The 16486-nt window shown below is 71.6% G+C and carries 13 protein-coding genes and 1 pseudogene; 8 read left to right on the top strand and 6 right to left on the bottom strand.

Annotated features, from left to right (window positions below):
* Positions 1-76: 76 nt before the first annotated feature.
* Entirely contained in the window at positions 77-1741 is a 1665-nt protein-coding gene (locus tag AC0665_RS22410) for a rhamnogalacturonan lyase B N-terminal domain-containing protein (protein WP_478705650.1), read from the top strand.
* A 9-nt stretch (positions 1742-1750) separates the two neighbouring features.
* On the opposite strand, the gene AC0665_RS22405 is transcribed toward AC0665_RS22410, so the two are convergent.
* Both AC0665_RS22405 and AC0665_RS22400 read right to left on the bottom strand, forming a co-directional pair.
* Positions 1751-3163 carry an RICIN domain-containing protein gene (locus AC0665_RS22405; protein ID WP_468631829.1) on the bottom strand — a complete coding sequence of 471 codons (1413 nt, stop codon included), beginning with the start codon at positions 3161-3163 and terminating at the stop codon, positions 1751-1753.
* 1 nt (position 3164) lies between these two features.
* Positions 3165-4292, bottom strand: coding sequence for a glycoside hydrolase family 43 protein (locus AC0665_RS22400; protein WP_468403123.1), 1128 nt, complete (start codon positions 4290-4292; stop codon positions 3165-3167).
* A gap of 501 nt (positions 4293-4793) precedes the next feature.
* Between AC0665_RS22400 and AC0665_RS22395 the strand changes: the two genes are divergently transcribed.
* The 4 genes from AC0665_RS22395 to AC0665_RS22380 all read left to right on the top strand — a co-directional run bounded on the left by AC0665_RS22395 (position 4794) and on the right by AC0665_RS22380 (position 7690).
* Entirely contained in the window at positions 4794-5246 is a 453-nt protein-coding gene (locus tag AC0665_RS22395; protein WP_468403121.1) for a GntR family transcriptional regulator, read from the top strand.
* 4 nt (positions 5247-5250) lie between these two features.
* Positions 5251-6183 (top strand): ABC transporter ATP-binding protein, encoded by a 933-nt coding sequence (locus AC0665_RS22390; protein WP_468633095.1) that lies wholly within the window; start codon positions 5251-5253, stop codon positions 6181-6183.
* A gap of 149 nt (positions 6184-6332) precedes the next feature.
* A complete protein-coding gene (locus AC0665_RS22385; RefSeq protein ID WP_478705649.1) occupies positions 6333-7274 on the top strand; it encodes an ABC transporter in 942 nt (313 codons plus the stop codon).
* Positions 7275-7456: 182 nt separating this feature from the next.
* The gene (locus AC0665_RS22380) at positions 7457-7690 is read left to right on the top strand and encodes a hypothetical protein (protein WP_468631825.1); all 234 of its coding nucleotides are present in this window, start codon (positions 7457-7459) and stop codon (positions 7688-7690) included.
* Between the two features lie 134 nt (positions 7691-7824).
* On the opposite strand, the pseudogene AC0665_RS22375 reads toward AC0665_RS22380, so the two are convergent.
* The 3 genes and pseudogenes from AC0665_RS22375 to AC0665_RS22365 all read right to left on the bottom strand — a co-directional run bounded on the left by AC0665_RS22375 (position 7825) and on the right by AC0665_RS22365 (position 11184).
* Positions 7825-8653 (bottom strand): annotated as a pseudogene (locus AC0665_RS22375) (MOSC domain-containing protein).
* A gap of 23 nt (positions 8654-8676) precedes the next feature.
* Entirely contained in the window at positions 8677-9789 is a 1113-nt protein-coding gene (locus tag AC0665_RS22370; protein ID WP_478705648.1) for an aminoglycoside phosphotransferase, read from the bottom strand.
* Between the two features lie 9 nt (positions 9790-9798).
* Complete coding sequence (locus AC0665_RS22365; RefSeq protein WP_478705647.1) at positions 9799-11184, bottom strand: amino acid permease; 1386 nt, start codon at positions 11182-11184, stop codon at positions 9799-9801.
* Between the two features lie 130 nt (positions 11185-11314).
* On the opposite strand from AC0665_RS22365, the gene mmuM reads away from it, so the two are divergent.
* Positions 11315-12247 carry a homocysteine S-methyltransferase gene (gene mmuM, locus AC0665_RS22360; RefSeq protein WP_478705646.1) on the top strand — a complete coding sequence of 311 codons (933 nt, stop codon included), beginning with the start codon at positions 11315-11317 and terminating at the stop codon, positions 12245-12247.
* A gap of 467 nt (positions 12248-12714) precedes the next feature.
* Here the strand turns inward: mmuM and AC0665_RS22355 are convergent, their stop codons facing one another.
* Entirely contained in the window at positions 12715-14322 is a 1608-nt protein-coding gene (locus AC0665_RS22355; protein ID WP_478705645.1) for a carboxylesterase/lipase family protein, read from the bottom strand.
* A 388-nt stretch (positions 14323-14710) separates the two neighbouring features.
* On the opposite strand from AC0665_RS22355, the gene AC0665_RS22350 reads away from it, so the two are divergent.
* Entirely contained in the window at positions 14711-15754 is a 1044-nt protein-coding gene (locus tag AC0665_RS22350; RefSeq protein WP_468403105.1) for a LacI family DNA-binding transcriptional regulator, read from the top strand.
* Between the two features lie 178 nt (positions 15755-15932).
* Positions 15933-16355, top strand: a complete 423-nt coding sequence (locus AC0665_RS22345; RefSeq protein WP_478705644.1) for a RidA family protein — start codon at positions 15933-15935, stop codon at positions 16353-16355.
* The last annotated feature ends 131 nt before the right edge of the window (positions 16356-16486 follow it).

The following is a 16486-nucleotide window of genomic DNA, read 5'->3' as shown; positions in this document are numbered from 1 at the left end:
CCCTTTCGCGAAATCGATTCAACTGTCACCCTCGCTTGCGTCTCGCTCCCCCCACCCAGCGCAGGAGGCACTCCCCATGCCCCGAGCCACGAACGCAGCCGTCGGCCGCCGCGCCGTCGTCCTCGCCGCCACCGCCGGCGCCGTCGGCGCGGCCCTGACCCGCCCGGCGCAGGCCGCCGGTTTCGGCTGGACCGACGACGGCGCGAACTACGTCGTCGACACCGGCGCCCAGTTGGTCCTCAAGGTCTCCAAGTCCACCGGCGACCTGACCTCCCTGGTCTACCGGGGCACGGAGTACCAGGGCTACGACGGCCGGAACTCCCACATCGAGTCCGGGCTCGGCGCCTCCACCGTCGGCATCAAACAGTCCGGTTCCACGATCCTGATCTCCGTCGCGCACGGCACCCTGAAGCACTACTACGCGGCCCGCAGCGGTGAGAACAACGTCTACCTCTGGACGAACACGGCCGACACCTCCGTCTCGGCCACCCGGTTCATCCTGCGCGTCAGGAAGGGCGCGTTCCTCAACGACGAACCCGACTCCTACACCTACGCGCCGACCGCCATCGAGGCCTCGGACGTGTTCCGGAAACCCGACGGCCAGACCCGCTCGAAGCACTACTCCGGGCGGCGCGTCATGGACTACGACCACGTCGGCTGGTCCGCCGGCGGCGTCGGCCTGTGGATAGTGCGCAGCAACCACGAGAAGGCCTCCGGCGGGCCGTTCTACCGCTCCCTGCTGCGGCACCAGAGCGCGGACGGCGGCGGCCTGTACGAGATCCTCCACTACGGGCAGAACCAGACCGAGGCGCAGCGCTTCGGCCTCCAGGGGCCGTACGTCATCGCCTTCACGGACGGCGGGGCACCCTCCCCGGCGCTGTACGCGGGGACGCTGACGACGCCGTGGGCCGACTCGCTCGGCATCGCGGGGTACGTGCCGGCGAGCGGCCGGGGCAAGGTGACGGGCGTCGGGATCACCGGCCGGGACACGGCACACCCGTACACCGTCGGCATCGCCAACCCCTCGGCGCAGTACTGGGGTTCGGCGCGCTCCTCGGACGGCTGGTTCTCCCTGTCCGGTGTGCTGCCGGGGACGTACACCCTGACCGTCTTCAAGGGCGAACTGGCGGTGTACACCACGTCGGTGAGCGTTTCGGCGGGCAGCACGACGGCCCTGAACACGATCGCGATACCGGTTTCCAACGACCCGTCCGAGGCGGGCGCGATCTGGCGGATCGGGGACTGGGACGGCACCCCGGGCGGCTTCAAGAACGCCGGCCTGATGACGTACGCGCATCCGTCCGACGTGCGGGCGGCGTCCTGGACGGGGAACGTCGTCGTCGGCAGCGGCGAGACGGCGGCCTTCCCCTGCTACCTCTGGAAGGACGTCAACAGCGGGATCCTGGTGTACTTCCGGCTGACTTCGGCCCAGGCGGCCGCCGCGCACACCCTGCGCATCGGCGTGACGACGGCGTACGCGAACGGCCGGCCGCAGGTGACCGTCAACGATTCCTGGACCTCCGCGGTCCCCGCCCCGCCCACCCAGCCGGACACCCGGTCGCTGACCAACGGTTCCTACCGGGGCAACAACCACACGTTCACGTACAACGTCCCGGCGTCCGCCTGGAAGACGGACACGAGTCAGTACAACGTGCTCAGGATCGACGTGGTGAGCGGGTCGGGGGCGAGCGGGTTCCTCAGTGCGGGGACGGCGATCGACGCGATCGACCTGCTGGTGTAGCGGCGGTCGTCATGTCCCGCGCGTCCACTGCTGGTTGGTGCCGCCGTTGCACGTGTACGTGATGAGCGCGGCGCCGTTGGCGGTGGACGCGCCGTTCACGTCCAGGCACCTGCCGCTCGCGCGGGACTTGACGTTCACGTACGAGCCGGTGGTGGCCAGTGACCACTGCTGGGCGGTGGCGGAGCCGTTGCAGTTCTCCTGCGTGACCGTGGTCGCGTTGTCCTGCACGCAGAGGCTGCTGTTCCTGACCATCAGCTGGTAGTAGCCGCTTCCGACGGACTTGAACCAGTACTTCTGGTTGGTGCCGCCGTTGCAGTCGTACTGCTTGAGCTGGGCGCCGGGCCACAGTGACTGGCTCGTGACGTCGGCGCACTTGGAGGAGTGGCGGGCGATCAGCGTGTTGTACGTGGCGCTGGTGCCCGTGACGGTTCCGGCGGTCGTGTCGATCGTGACCTCGGGCGACCAGGACATGGACATGGTGGTCGAGTTGGAGAAGGTCAGCGGCAGCCACACGTAGCGCGAGTCGTTGACCGTCCCGCCGAAGGAGTTGCCCCAGCGGTCGCCCATGTACAGGTACGAGGTGCCCGAGGTGCCCTGCACCGGCAGGACGTAGGCCGTCTGCGAGCCGTACGTCGTCGCGTCGCCGATGTTCCTCATGGCCGACCAGGGGCCGGCGATGCTGGTGGCCGTGGCGTACTGCTGCTGGTTGGGGTTCCAGCCGGTGGCGCCCGAGGTGAGCATGAAGTAGACGCCGTTCCGCTTGAACAGCGCCGGGGCCTCGCGGTGGCCGCCGGGCCAGGGGTTGGCGACCAGGCTCGCGACGCCGGTGTAGTCGGCGGTGAGGCGGTAGATCTGGAGGTCGTAGTTCTCGCGGGCGGCGGAGATCATGTAGCCGGCGCCGTCGGTGTCGACGAAGACCGTGATGTCGCGGGACATGTGCTGGCCGAGCGGCCGGAAGCTGCCCTTCCAGGTGTAATTGCCGTCGACGGTGTCGGAGACGGCCACGGCCGCGCGGGCCTCGCTGTAGTCGGTGCCGTTCTCCTTGTGCATCCACATCACGAACTTGCCGGTGGAGGCGTTGTACATGACCTTCGGCCGCTCGATGTTGGCGGTCGCGAGCTCCGGATCGCTCGCCTCGGTGAGGACGTGGTTGCGGAACTCCCAGTTCTTCAGGTCGGTCGAGCGGTAGGCGTCGACGTACCGGAAGGTGTTGTCGGCGTTGCGGTGCTCGCCGAACCAGTAGTAGTAGGTGCCGACCTTCAGGACGCCGCCGCCGTGCGCGTGGACGGGGTTGCCCGAGGTGTCCGTGAACTGGGTGCCGTTGGTGACGGTCTGGGGTGCGGCCTGGGCGGGGCCGCCGGTGGCGAGGGCGCCGAACAGCCCGAGGCACAGGGCGAGGAGGGTCGCGTAGGCACGTCTCATGTCAGTCACTCACCTTCACCGTGTCTGCGACCGGGACGCCGAAGTCGGGGGTGCCGTCGCGCTTCCAGCCGAGTTTCTGCACGCGGGTGTGGCGGTTGGGGTCGTTCAGCGGGTCGCCGTTGATCTCCTTGTACTGCCGGGCGTGGTAGACGAGGACATCGGTGCGGCCGTCCTCGGCGACGGTGAAGCAGTTGTGCCCGGGACCGTACTGCTTGGTGGTGTCGTTGCTGGTGAACACCGGGGTCGGCGACTTGGTCCAGCTCACCGGGTCCAGGAGGTGGCTGTCGGCGTCGGCGGTCAGCAGGCCCACGCAGTAGTTGAAGTCGGTGGCGCTGGCCGAGTACGTCATGAACAGGCGGCCGTTGCGCTTGAGGACGTACGGGCCTTCGTTCACCTTGAACCCGATGCACTCCCAGTCGTACTCCGGGGTGGAGAGCCGCACCTGGGGGCCCTTCAGGGTCCAGGGGTTGGCCATCTCGGAGAGGAAGATGCCGGTGTTGTTGTCCATTCCGGGTTCGTGCTGGGCCCAGGCGAGGTAGCGCTTGCCCCGGTGGGTGAAGGTGGTGGCGTCCAGGGAGAAGGTTTCCCAGGCCGTCTTGACCTGCCCCCGCTCCACCCAGGTGCCCTGGAAGGGGTTGGGGTGGGCGTTCTCCAGCACCCATATGCGGATCGCCCAGATGTCCTCGGCGGGCGCGGAGGCGAAGTAGATGTACCACTTGCCGCCGATCCGGTGCAGTTCCGGCGCCCAGATGTGGGCGCCCATGGGGCCGGTGGCGTGGGCGCGCCAGATGACGGACTCGTCCGCGGTGCCGAGGCCGCCGAGGGTGCGCGAGCGGCGCAGGATGATGCGGTCGTACTCGGGGGCGGTGGCGGTGAAGTAGTAGTGGCCGTCCGTGTGCCGGTGGATGTGGGGGTCGGCGCGGTTGCGGACGAGCGGGTTCACGAACGGGGCCGGCTTCGGGTGCCTGCCGGGCGTCGTGGCGGCGGTGGCGGTGTCCGCCCCGGGGGCCGCCTCGGCGACGCCGGGGAGGGCGGGGACGGCGGCCAGGGCACCGGCGGCTGCGGCGCCCTTCAGCAGCAGTCTGCGGCTGGGGGGTTCGGGCAGAGCGTGGTCGCGGTCGCGGCTCATGCGCAGGGGGCCTGCCTCTCATTGGGAACACATGGCGTCGACATCCCCATCTGGTCGAGATATCGGACGCCATCTGTCATGACGAACGCCGAAAAGGTAAGGGCGTGACACGAGCAGGTCAACGGGTCTGACGGGACCAACAGGTGCGGCGGGCCGCGGAATTCGCGGCGGCCGCATTTTCTGTTATCGGCGCGGACCTGGGGCGTCTCCGATTCACGGGCGCAGCGTCATCCACGCCTCGGCAGCGGCCGCGGCGCCCTCACGCGGGACCGGACGGCGAGGCCCCCGTGCCGTCGACGGTGACCGTCGGACAGTTCGTCAGGCCCGTCGACCCGTGTTCACCCTGCGGCCCGTGTGCCGGGGCGGCCCCGTTCGGACACACCGGAGCTCGCCTCGCCCTTACCTCTCCCTCTCTCCTGATCTGTTTCCGGCTCGTTCCCGGACCCCGTTGACAACTGCCGTCACTCCCTTCCATCATCATTCCACTAATCGAGTAGTGGAATGATGATGGAAGGGATGGTGGCCGTGGAGTACCGCATCGACAGGCGAAGCGGTGTCCCCGCCTTCCAGCAGATCGTGCAGCAGACCAAGCAGGCCCTGCGGCTGGGCGTACTGGTGCCGGGTGACCGGCTGCCCACCGCCAAGGAGGTCTCCGAGACGAGCGCGGTCAACCCGAACACCACCCTCAAGGCGTACCGCGAGCTGGAGCGCGAGGGCCTGGTCGAACCGCGACCGGGCCAGGGCACCTTCGTACGCCGCACGCTGGGCCGCCCCGAGACGGGCACCGACTCGCCGCTGTACGGGGAGCTGGTGGCGTGGATGTCGAAGGCGGCCGGGGCCGGCCTGGAGCAGGAGGACGTGGCCGCGCTGGTCGCGTCGGCGCTGGAGCAGCAGTACGCCACCGGGACCACGGCGGTCACGGGGGCCACGACAACGAGGAGCACAGGTGAGTGATGTCATGTACGCGGGGGAGCCGGCGCTCGAGGCGCACGGACTGGGGATGCGCTACCGGCGGGGCTGGGCGCTGCGGGACTGCACCTTCCGGCTTCCGGCGGGCAGGGTCTGCGGGTTGGTAGGCCCCAATGGGGCGGGCAAGACCACGCTGCTGAACATCGCGGCCCATGTCGTGAAGCCGACGCAGGGTTCGCTCAGTCTGTTCGGCGAGGCGCCGGGCTCGGTGGAGTCCGGTCGGCGTACGGCCTTCCTCGCGCAGGAGAAGCCGCTGTTCCGTCGCTTCACCGTGGCGGAGACCCTGCGGCTGGGGCGGGAGCTGAACCCCGGCTGGGACCAGCGCGCCGCCGAGGACATCGTCCGCGCCGGCAATGTGCCCTTCGACGCGAAGATCGGCACCCTCTCCGGCGGCCAGCGCACCCGCGTCGCGGTCGCCCTCGCCTTCGGCAAGCGCCCCGACCTGCTGCTGCTCGACGAGCCGATGTCGGACCTCGACCCGGTCGTGCGCCACGAACTCATGGGCACCCTCCTCGCCGAGGCCGGCGAGCGCGGCACCACCGTGGTGATGTCCACCCACGTCCTCGCCGAGCTGGAGAACGTGTGCGACTTCCTCGTCGTCGTCTCCGGCGGCGGAGTGCGCCTCGCCGGTGACGTGGACGAGCTGATGGCCATGCACACCGTGGTCACCGGGGTCAGGGAGGGCGAGGGCCTGCCCGCCGTCCTCGGGTACCACACCCTCGTCGAGGCCCGGACCAGCGGACGGCAGTTCACCGCGCTGATCCGCCCGGAGGGCCCGGCCACCGGCCCCTGGGAGGTGGCCGCCCCGAGCATGGAGGAACTCCTGCTCGCCTATCTCCGCTCACCCGACGCGCCACCGCTGATCACTCCCACCGCCCAGGTCCGGGGCCAGGCGTTCGGCACCGGGACGGTGGCGGCATGAGCACCTTCACCAACCCCTCGACCGACGGCAGGAACGGGACGGCGAACCGGACGATGAACGGGACGATGAACGCAACCAGGAACGGACCCAGGCACGGGGCCGGGAACACGAGCACCACGAAGGCCACTGGGCGCCCCCGCCTCAGCGGTATGACGTGGCTGGTCTGGCGCCAGCACCGGGCCGCCTTCTGGACCATCCTCGCCGCCACCGTGCTCTGCGTGGCCTGGATGATCTACCAGCGCGCCCAGATGATGGACTTCCTCAACGCCTACGGCTTTCCCGCCAAGAACCTCGACGACGCGGGAAGGCGGTTCGACCCCTACGCCGGCGCGTTCTCTTCCGTCACCACCGGTCTCACGGCGATACCCGTCATACTCGGTGTCCTCCTCGGCGCCCCGCTGCTCGCGAGCGACCTGGAGAGCGGCACGGCCAAGCTGATCGCCGCCCAGTCCGTGAGCCGCAACCGCTGGCTGGCCACGAAGCTGGCGCTGGCCGGACTGGTGGTGACGGTGACCACGGTCACGCTGTCGGCGGTGTTCGCCTGGTGGTGGAGCCCCATCAAGCTCGATTACGCGGACGTCGACTGGACCTCCCGGGAGTTCTTCAACACCACGGGTCCGGTGCCCGTCGCCCTCTCCCTCCTCTCCGTGTTCGGCGGGGTGCTGATCGGTGTGATCCTGCGCCGCACGCTGGCGGCCATGGTCGTGACCCTCGGATTCACCGTCGCCCTCCAGGCCGTCTGGGGTTACTTCAAGCTGTCGCTCGGCGACATCGTCACAGCCACCAGCAAGCCCATCAGCCCCGGCGGCCGGATCACATTTCCGGAGGTGCCCCGCACCGCGCACGTGCTCGACGCCTCGTATGTCAGCGGCAACGGGAAACTGTTCGACCTGACCACGTGTACGGACACGCTGTCGGAGGAGGCGACCACGTCGTGCATGAAGAAAGCGGACATCGTCGGCGGGTCGATCGACTACATCCCCATCTCACAGATGAGCGGTATGCAGTGGTTCGGAGCATCGATTCTGTTCGCCCTGACCGCCGGCATCGTGGCCTTCCTCTTCATCTGGGGACGTAAGCGGCTCGTCTGAACAGCCGTTCAGATCCCACGGGGGCACTCCCTCTCCGCAACCCCGCCGAAGGAGACGAGCGGGTGAGGTTTCGACGCCCCCGCTCACCTCCGCGGCCCCCGACACGACCCCGACGCAGCATCTTCACCAGGCGCCCACGTGCCGAACGATGCCCATAGTGCCAAACAGTCCCAGGAGGAAATATGCGCACCCGTACAGCCATCACAGCCGTCCTGCTCGCCCTCGCCGCTACGACAGCCGCCTGCAGCAGCAGCGACAAGCCCGACCTCGCCGCCTGCAAGGCCGCCATGGAGAAGCAGTTCAAGGACGCCAAGAACAGCGAACAAGGCAAGCGCCCCGACGCATGCGACGGCGTCGACGCCAAGACCATGAGCCAGTACAACCAGGAGATCTTCGACGACAGGACGACCAAGTAAGCGCGCCTGCCCAGCTCCGCCGCCCTCTTCGGTATCGCCGGCGTCCGGCGATCCGACGGTGCCGGCGACGTCGCGGCCGGCCCGCGCCCCCCTCCCGAAAGTGCGAAACGGACATCAACTTACGTACCGCCCTCTCACAGCTCGGACTCGCCCCACACCGTGACGTCCACCTCGTCCCCCACCGCCACCGTGCCGGGCCGCAGTACCGCGTACTTGGTGCCGAAGGCGACGCCGCCCTGGGTGGCGCGGCGGTAGCCGGCGAGGGTGCGCAGGGGTTCCGGACCCGCCCGGGTCCCGGCCCGCTGGTCGACGAGGGTGACCGCGCAGCGGATGGCGAGTTTGGCGTAGCCCAGTTCCGCGGTGCCGATGCGCAGGCGGTGGGCGCGGTCCTCGGTGTGGGGCTCGTCCCAGCCGTCGACGACGAGGTTGGGCCGGAAACGGTCGGCGGGGAGGGGACCGGCGCCGCGTTCGGTCAGCTTGCTGTCGAGCAGGGCGAGGGTGGAGCGGGAGAGGACGTGCAGGGCACAGCTGTCGGCGTAGCCGGAGGTGCCCGGCGTCAGGCCGTCGGTCACCCGGTCGTGTCCGGGCGGGACCCGCACCAGCCGGCTCCGGGCGCCGAGCACGCCCGAGAGCCAGTCCGCCGCCTCGTCGCCCTGGTCGATGCCCTGGAAAGCGGTTCCGAACAGATCCACGGGCTTTCGGGTGCCGGTGGTGTCCACCTTGAGGCGGAGACGGTCCACCCCGGGCGCGGTGAGCGTGAGGTGCTCGCCGTCGGGAGTGATCAGCGGGCGGATGACGGCCAGCAGCGGATCGCGGCGCTGTGTCCGGTACACGCCCTCGTCGCTGACGACCATGAAGCTGCGGTCGTGCGCCAGTCCGGCCGGGGTCAGCAGCGCCTCGTGCGCCGACGTCCCCGGCGCAGCCCTTGACGGGGTAGTACGACAACTCGACGACTCGGGCCATCCTCTTCCGTTCCGTCACGCGGCTCAACGGCCGCTGGGGGCTTCGGGGAAGCCGAGCTGGGGTGCCAGGAGCCGCGCCTCGGCGGCCCAGTCGGCCAGGAACGCCAGGGCCAGACCCCGTTCCCGGTAGCGGAGTTCGGCCGGGACGGTGTTCTCCCCTCCGTAGGCCACCTGCTCCTCGTCCGCCCTGGCCAGCATCAGCGCCGTCAGCCAGTCGTACTTCACCGCGGAGGCGCACACGCCCAGCCGTACCAGGCGTTCGTCGCCCCGCCAGCCGCTCCGGCGCAAGCCCTGCACATAGGCGTCGTAGGCCGTCTTGGCCAGGCCCGGCAGGTCGGCGGCGGGGAGGAACAGGTCGAAGACGCAGTCGGGCAGGTAGTTGCCGAGGTCCTCACCGAGGGCGCCGTCGCCGGTGAAGGCCCAGTCGAGCAGGACGCCGGAGCCGGAGCCGTCGGAGCTGAGGTTGGCCGGCCACTGGTCGAGATGCGACAGGGCGCGGGGCAGCGACTCCATGACCGTGAGAAACCACGCGCGGTCATGATGGAGGCGGACCATGTCCTCGCGCAGGCCGGGCGGGAAGTGCCGCCGGATCAGGGGGTGTCGCCACGCCTCGTCGGCGTCGAGCAGGTCCTGCCCCTTCGTCTGCCCCGAGATGTAGTCCCGCAGGAAGCCCCGCGACAGCCACGGGGTGTCCTCCCCCGCGCCGACCGCTCCCTGTGCGGTGCCGAGGCGGTGGGCGTGGTCGACGTGGCGGGCGAAGGACCAGGCGGTGGCCGGTTCACCGGGAACGTCCTCCAGCCACAACGCCACGTCCCCGTCCGGCCGTTCGGCGCACTCCAGCAGCCGGGGCGCGCGGATGCCGTGCCGCTGCCAGACCTGGGCGAGACCGGACCGGTAGACGTACGCCTCACGGCGCCAGAAGTTCCAGTGGCGCGGGTCGTTGGACGCCGCCCAGGCGACGCCGGTCTCCTTCGTCCGCGTCAGCACCTTCAGGACAGCCGAGCGGTCGCCGCCGCTGACCCGCCACACCCCGGCCGTGACGCCGTTGCCCGGGTTGTGCGGGAGCGGCCGGAACACCGCCTGGTCCGCCCGCACTTTGAGGACCTCGCGTACTTCGGCGTGCTCTGCGGCGACCATCCCCCGATGCTATGCCTGCGCCCCCGCGGTGTCCTTGCGTCCCCGCAGCCACACGTACACGGGAATTCCGGCGAAGAGGAACAGCACCCCCTGGTAGACGGCCGCGTAACCGGCACCGGCGATCAGCCAGAAGGAGAAGCCGAAGGAGAGCGCGGCCACCGTCAGGTCCCGGGCGAGGCCTGCGGGGCGGACGCGTTCGCGGGTGCCGCGGGCCAGCCAGTACAGCTGGGCCGCGGCCGACAGCAGGTACGGCACGCAGCCGGTGAACGTGGTGATCAGGACGAGGACGCGGAACGTGGTGTCCGGGCCGGCCGTGTAGTTGAGGGCGATGAGGAGGCTGCCGAGGACCGCGCAGGCCCACACCCCGAACCCCGGGACGCCGCCCTTGCCGAGGCGGGCGAAGGGCGCGGGGAAGAGGCCGTCGCGTGCGGCGGCGTAGGGCATCTGCGCGGCCATGAGGATCCAGCCGTTGAGGCAGCCGGTGATCGAGGCGACGGCGACCAGGGCGATGGCGGTGCCGCCCCAGCCGCCGCCGGTGATCGCGTTCACGGCGTCGGCGAAGGGGGCGCCCGAGTCGACGAGCCGGTCGTGCGGGACCAGGCCGAAGACGGCGACCGTGCCGAGGACGTAGACGAGGGCGGAGGCCAGGGTGCCCAGGACGCTCGCCCGGCCGACCGTGCGCTCGGGATCGCGGACCTCGCCCGCGCTGACCGCGGCCGACTCCACCCCGAGGAAGCTGTACAGCAGCAGCGCGGCGGAGGCGGCGAGCGCGCCGGAGACGCTCTGGCCGGAGGCGTTGAACGGGCCGAAGTTGTCCGCGTCGACGAAGAACAGGCCGACCGTGGCGAGCAGGAGCAGCGGGACGAACTTCAGGACCGTGGAGACGACCTGCACCGCGCCGACCCAGCGGGTGCCCGCGAAGTTGGCCGCGGCGGGCAGCCACAGGGCGGCGAGGGCGACCAGGGCCTGGAGGACGTGGTTTCCGTGCAGGGGTATCAGGACGTCGACGTAGCCGACGACCGCGACGGCCAGGGCGGCGATGCTGACCCAGCACATCGTCCAGTACGACCAGGCCGACAGGAAGCCGGCGAACTCGCCGAAGGCGTCGCGCGGGTACACGTACAGACCGCCGGTGACGGGGCTGCGCCGCGCGAGCCTGCCGAAGAGCAGGGCGAGCAGGACGGCTCCGACGGAGAGCACGAGGAAGGCGAGCAGGCTGACCGTGCCGTAGGGGGCGACGGTGGCGGGCAGGGCGAAGATGCCGCCGCCGATGATGTTGCCCATAACGAGGGCCGTGGCGGCGGCCAGGCCGAAGGTGCGGCGGGGGGACGGGGGCGCGGCGGCCGGCCCGGAGGTCGTGGGGTCGGCGGCCTCGGTGGGGCGGGGGACGGTCATGGGCGTTCCTGTACGAGCGGAGGGGGAGGGCGGCGATCCTAACCCGCTGTCCCACATGCTGGTCGACCTGTTCATGTAATGGACACCCTCGGCTGGGGCGCGCCGGCGTTTCTCGATTACCGTCGTCGGCATGACCAGCACCCTCACCCTCGCTGAAGCCCTCGCCGCCGGGACGGTCGTCCTGGACGGCGGCATGTCCAACCAGCTCGAATCGGCCGGGCACGACCTGAGCGACGAGCTGTGGTCGGCGCGGCTGCTCGCCGAACGGCCCGAGGCGGTGACCGAGGCGCACCTGGCCTACTTCCGGGCGGGCGCGGACGTGGCGATCACCGCCAGCTACCAGGCCACGTTCGAGGGGTTCGCCCAGCGCGGGATCAGCCGTGACCGGGCGGCCGAACTCATGGCGCTGAGCGTGGAGTCGGCCCGGGAGGCGGCCCGGCGGGCGGGGGTCTCACGGCCCCTGTGGGTGGCGGCGTCGGCCGGTCCGTACGGTGCGATGCTCGCCGACGGCTCGGAGTACCGGGGTCGCTACGGGGTGAGCGTGGACGCACTGGAGCGTTTTCACCGGCCGCGCCTCGAGGTGCTGGCCGCCGCCGGTCCCGACGTCCTCGCGCTGGAGACGGTCCCGGACGCCGACGAGGCCACGGCCCTGCTGCGGGCGGTGCGCGGGCTCGGGGTGCCGGCCTGGCTGACGTACTCCGTCGCCGGTGACCGCACGCGGGCCGGGCAGCCGCTGGAGGAGGCCTTCGCCCTGGCCGCGGAGGCGGACGAGGTGATCGCGGTCGGGGTGAACTGCTGCGCGCCGCAGGACGTGGAGGCCGCGGCGGCGACGGCGGCGCGGGTCACCGGCAAGCCGGTCGTCGTCTACCCCAACAGCGGGGAGACCTGGGACGCGGCGGCCCGGGCCTGGACCGGCCGCTCGACCTTCACCGCCGGCCAGGTGGAGGGCTGGCAGCGGGCAGGGGCGCGGCTGATCGGCGGCTGCTGCCGGGTGGGCCCGGACGCGATCACCGGCATCACGGGGACGCTGGCGGCGGCGCGCGGCGACGGCACCCCGGCCTGACCTCGCGCAGCGGTCACCGCCGAGGACGGCCGGTCCGCGCAGCCCCCCTTCCTCTCCCCCGCTACCGGCCTCCACCGTGGGAACGGATGGCCATCGGCGTTGCCGCAGGTACGACAACGAGGGCAGCGCCCACCCGCTTGTGGCCCGTGTGCTCGCGCGGGGCCACCGCCGCGTGCTCCACCTCGGCGGCCGGGCGGACCACACCACCTCCCCGGGCCGTGAACGCGGTTGCCTCGCCGCGCACCGGGCCCGCGGCCTCACTCCCGACCCGTCCCTGGTGCTGCACGGCGACTTCGCAAGGGCGGTCGACGTGCCCTACGAGGGAGTCGGCCGCCTCGCCGTCCGCACGGCCCCGGACCGCGCCCCGGGGCGCCCCGGACGAGCACCTGTCGCCGGGCACGCATGTGGTGGTGAGGGACTCGGTGGGGCCTACTCCCTCGCACCGGCCGCTCGGCGGGCGCGCGACGTCACTGCCGGCGGAGCGCCCCGGAGCGGCGCAGGCGTCGCACGGCTGAGCGCAGTTCCGTGCTGCGGGCAGGCGCGCCGCCGTCGGACGGGACCGGTGCGGGTGGCGGTTCGGGCGGGCGGAGGGCGTCGGCCCGCCAGAGGGCCAGTTCGCGGTCGTGGGGGCCGTGGGCGGTGTGGGCCGGGCCGTCGTCGGCGCCGGGCGCGCGGTCCCCGAACACCCGTACCGGGTGGTCCTCGTTCCAGCGTTCCCAGCCCGGGTCGCCGTCCGCCGCGAACCGCACCCATGCCGAGTGCATCGCGTCCGCGAGCTCCTGCGGCGCCCCCTCCCCCGCCAGTTTCCGGGACTCCTCGGCCTGCCCGGTGTCGAAGACGAAGCCCAGCTCCAGTGCATGGCAGGCGCCGAGCCCCGGCAGGTTCGAGGGCCAGGCGAACTCGTAGACGTACGTCGGTTCCTCACGGGCGTCGGCCAGGTGGTGCAGGGGGATGCGGAGCAGGTGGTCGGTGACGAGCCGGCCGACGAGGTCCGCCGTGCCCGCCCGGGGGTGCAGGGTGCGGTAGCCGCGCGGCACCTCGCTGCCGCAGCGGCAGCGGGCCATGGCGCCCGCGAAGGCGACGGCTCCGAGCCGGTCGACGCGTTCCATCAGGCCGCCCGGCACCAGCCACAGCCGGTGCTCGTCGCGGGTCCAGCCCAGCAGCAGTTCCACGCCCGCCGCGGCGCCCCCCTCCGTGAGGGCCTGATGGGGGTCGCACGGGACGACGTCGCCGTCGACGACGAGGCCGAAGGCGGGTCCGCCGATCACCGGGCTGCTCAGTCTGCCCACGTCGGCCTGGGTGCGCAGCAGCAGGTCGCGGTCGACGGCGGCGAAGGCCTCGGCGGTGGCGGGGATCTTCAGCCGGGTCGCCATCCGGCGCACCATCCGCCGTACCCGGGCCCGCTCGGACACCTCGGGCGGCCCGCTCTGCAGGACGGCCCGGCGGACCAGGCCCTGGGTCTGCGGGGCGGCGATGAGGGCGCCGACGCTGATGGCCCCGGCGGACTGTCCGGCGAGGGTGATGCGTCCGGGATCGCCACCGAAGGCCTCGATGGTCTCGTGCACCCAGGTCAGGGCGGCGATCTGGTCGCGCAGGCCGGGGTTCGGGGGTGTGTCGGGGAACAGCCCGTAGCCCTCGACACCCAACCGGTAGTTGATCGATACACAGACCACGCCGTCACGGGCGAAGGCGTGGCCGTCGTAGACGGGTACGGCCGACGATCCCCTGGTCAGGGCGCCGCCGTGCAGCCAGACCAGGACGGGGAGGCGGGCCCCGGGGCCGGGCTGCGGGGTCCAGACGTTGAGGTTGAGGCAGTCGTCGCCGGGCACGACCGGGTCGGACAGATAGGGGGCGAAGGCGTCGGAGTACGGCGGTTTCGGCGCGGTGGGGCCGAAGGCGCCGGCGTCGCGCACGCCGTCCCAGGGCGGCGGCGGCACGGGCGGGCGGAAGCGGCGGGGGCCGGAGGGAGGGGCGGCGTAGGGGATGCCGCGGAAGACCGCGACACCGCGCTCGTACCGGCCCCGCACGGCACCGTACGGCGTGCTCACCACGGGGTCCGCCTGGTCTTCCGTCATCCGTCCACCAGCCTCCTCACCGCGCTCGTGCACCGTGAAGATCAGAGCAACTCATGGTCGCCCGGTATTCCGGCGCACGGGCGGCGGGGAGGGCTGTTCGGCGTACACGGCTGCTTCGTGGCGATCCATGCCCGGCACCTGATGGACGCGGCGTTCACGGCGGAATTCACCGGGTTTCGACTGACCTGCCCACCCGGCCGAGGGTGCTGTTCGGGGTTTCGAAAGTTTTGACCGGCGCGCGGCGGTGAATTCACTTTCCCTTCCCGCCGCCCTGCGCCGCACTTACAGTAGGAAGCGCTTTCTGCCCGGCCGGATCCCGTGATCGCCGTGTGCAGCGCTGGTCGAAACTTTCCACGGCCCTCGGGCGGGCCGGAGAGGTGGGTTCCCGATGGTCCGTACGGCGAGTGCGAGCGTGGCGGCCGGTCCGACACTGGCGGTCGTGGCGCGCGAGGCGGGGGTGTCGGTGCCGACCGCGTCCAAGGTGGTCAACGGCCGCGAGGACGTGGCGCCCGAGACCCGGCGGCGGGTGACCGAGGCGCTCGACCGGCTCGGGTACGTACGCAGACCCCGTTTCGACGCGGCGAAGGCGCCCCGGCTCGTCGATCTGGTCGTGCACTCGCTGGAGAGTTCCTGGTCGGGCGCGGTGCTGCACGGGGTGGAGGAGGCGGCGCACGACGCGGGCCTGGAGGTCGTGGTGTCGGCGGCGCTGATCCGCTCCCGGGTCGGGCGCCCGGAACGCGGCTGGCTGGACAAACTGGTCGCCCGTGGCTCGTCCGGGGTCCTGTTCAACCTGGCCGAGCTCAGCGATTCGCAGTACGCGTGGCTGGAGCAGCACCGCATCCCGTTCGTGATGATCGACCCGGTGCAGGAACCGCCGGAGGGTGTCGTCTCGGTCGGGGCCGCGAACTGGCAGGGCGGTCTGACGGCCACGGAGCATCTGCTGTCCCTGGGGCACGAGCGGGTCGCCGTCATCGCCGGGCCCCGGCGCACGCTGTGCAGCAGCGCCCGGGTCGCCGGATACCGCTCGGCGCTCACGTCCGCCGGGATCCGGCACCGCCCCGAGTACGTCCGGCACGCCGGTTTCGACGAGGCCGTGGCCCGCCGCCGCATGCTGGAACTGCTCGATCTGCCCGAGCCGCCGACCGCCGTCTTCGTCTGCTCGGACCGGATGGCGCTGGGCGTCTACGAGGCCTTGGCCGCACGCGGGTTGAGCGTGCCGGACGACATCAGTGTGGTCGGCTTCGACGACCTGCCCGAGGCCCGCTGGGCCTCCCCCGGTCTGACCACCGTCCGCCAGCCGCTGTCCGAGATGGCCGCGACGGCCCTGCGGTCGCTGCTGCGCATGATGGACGGCCACCATCCGGAGAGCACACGCACGGAGCTGTCGACGCGGCTGGTGGAACGGGCGAGCACAGCGGCGCCGCGCGCGTAGGAGGTGCCGCGAAAACGCCTTCGGCCGGTCGCGGACGGACCTCGCGTGCCGGTGCCGGACGTCGCGCCGATGGTGTCTCCACGGCGGGAATGCGCTTACGTGCGACGGGAGTTGAGCGTGGTGTCAGGGTGCCGCCGTCGGGGCGACGGCGGCCGCAGTCAGCGAGAGGACGCCGGTCATGACGCCCGATCAGCGCACGATCACCAACCCGGTCACGCTCCACGACCCCACGCCCTTCGGTTACAGTCACGCCGTGTCGGCGCCGGGTGAAACCGTCTTCATCGGCGGTCAGTACGCTTCGGACCCCACCGGCGCGCCGGTGCCGGGCGACTTCGCCGCACAGGTGGAACTGGCCTTCGACCGGCTGCGTTCGGCTCTGGAGGGGGTCGGCCTCGGCTACGAACACGTCGTACGGCTCGGCACGTTCATCGTGGACCACGATCTCGGCAAGCTGGAGACCCTGGGCAAGGTCCTGCACGCCCGCTTCAGGGAGCGGCTCCCGGCGCAGACGCTGAGCGGGGTCGCCTCGCTGGCGCTGCCGGGGATGCTGTTCGAGGTCGACGCGGTCGCGGTACGGCCGACGGTGCGGGACGGGGCCTGACGGACACGGTCCCCGCGGGCGCACGGGACGCCGGCCCCTGGTCGCGCGGGTGTCCGCCGCACACCCCTCGTGCGCGTCGCGCGCCCGCCGTTCAGGGGAACTGGCCGGGGCGGGCCGGCGTCGAACGATGC

Source organism: Streptomyces sp. NPDC043685 (assembly GCF_056436585.1).
This window is presented reverse-complemented; position numbering and strand designations above follow the sequence as displayed.

Bases quoted from the DNA above. Each gene is read 5' to 3' on its own strand.
- AC0665_RS22365 (WP_478705647.1), bottom strand. From the start codon at position 11,184: ATGACCGTCCCCCGCCCCACCGAGGCCGCCGACCCCACGACCTCCGGG.
- AC0665_RS22410 (WP_478705650.1), top strand. From the start codon at position 77: ATGCCCCGAGCCACGAACGCAGCCGTCGGCCGCCGCGCCGTCGTCCTC.
- AC0665_RS22350 (WP_468403105.1), top strand. From the start codon at position 14,711: ATGGTCCGTACGGCGAGTGCGAGCGTGGCGGCCGGTCCGACACTGGCG.
- AC0665_RS22355 (WP_478705645.1), bottom strand. From the start codon at position 14,322: ATGACGGAAGACCAGGCGGACCCCGTGGTGAGCACGCCGTACGGTGCC.
- AC0665_RS22345 (WP_478705644.1), top strand. From the start codon at position 15,933: ATGACGCCCGATCAGCGCACGATCACCAACCCGGTCACGCTCCACGAC.
- mmuM (WP_478705646.1), top strand. From the start codon at position 11,315: ATGACCAGCACCCTCACCCTCGCTGAAGCCCTCGCCGCCGGGACGGTC.
- AC0665_RS22390 (WP_468633095.1), top strand. From the start codon at position 5,251: ATGTACGCGGGGGAGCCGGCGCTCGAGGCGCACGGACTGGGGATGCGC.
- AC0665_RS22400 (WP_468403123.1), bottom strand. From the start codon at position 4,292: ATGAGCCGCGACCGCGACCACGCTCTGCCCGAACCCCCCAGCCGCAGA.
- AC0665_RS22370 (WP_478705648.1), bottom strand. From the start codon at position 9,789: ATGGTCGCCGCAGAGCACGCCGAAGTACGCGAGGTCCTCAAAGTGCGG.
- AC0665_RS22405 (WP_468631829.1), bottom strand. From the start codon at position 3,163: ATGAGACGTGCCTACGCGACCCTCCTCGCCCTGTGCCTCGGGCTGTTC.
- AC0665_RS22395 (WP_468403121.1), top strand. From the start codon at position 4,794: ATGATGATGGAAGGGATGGTGGCCGTGGAGTACCGCATCGACAGGCGA.
- AC0665_RS22380 (WP_468631825.1), top strand. From the start codon at position 7,457: ATGCGCACCCGTACAGCCATCACAGCCGTCCTGCTCGCCCTCGCCGCT.
- AC0665_RS22385 (WP_478705649.1), top strand. From the start codon at position 6,333: ATGACGTGGCTGGTCTGGCGCCAGCACCGGGCCGCCTTCTGGACCATC.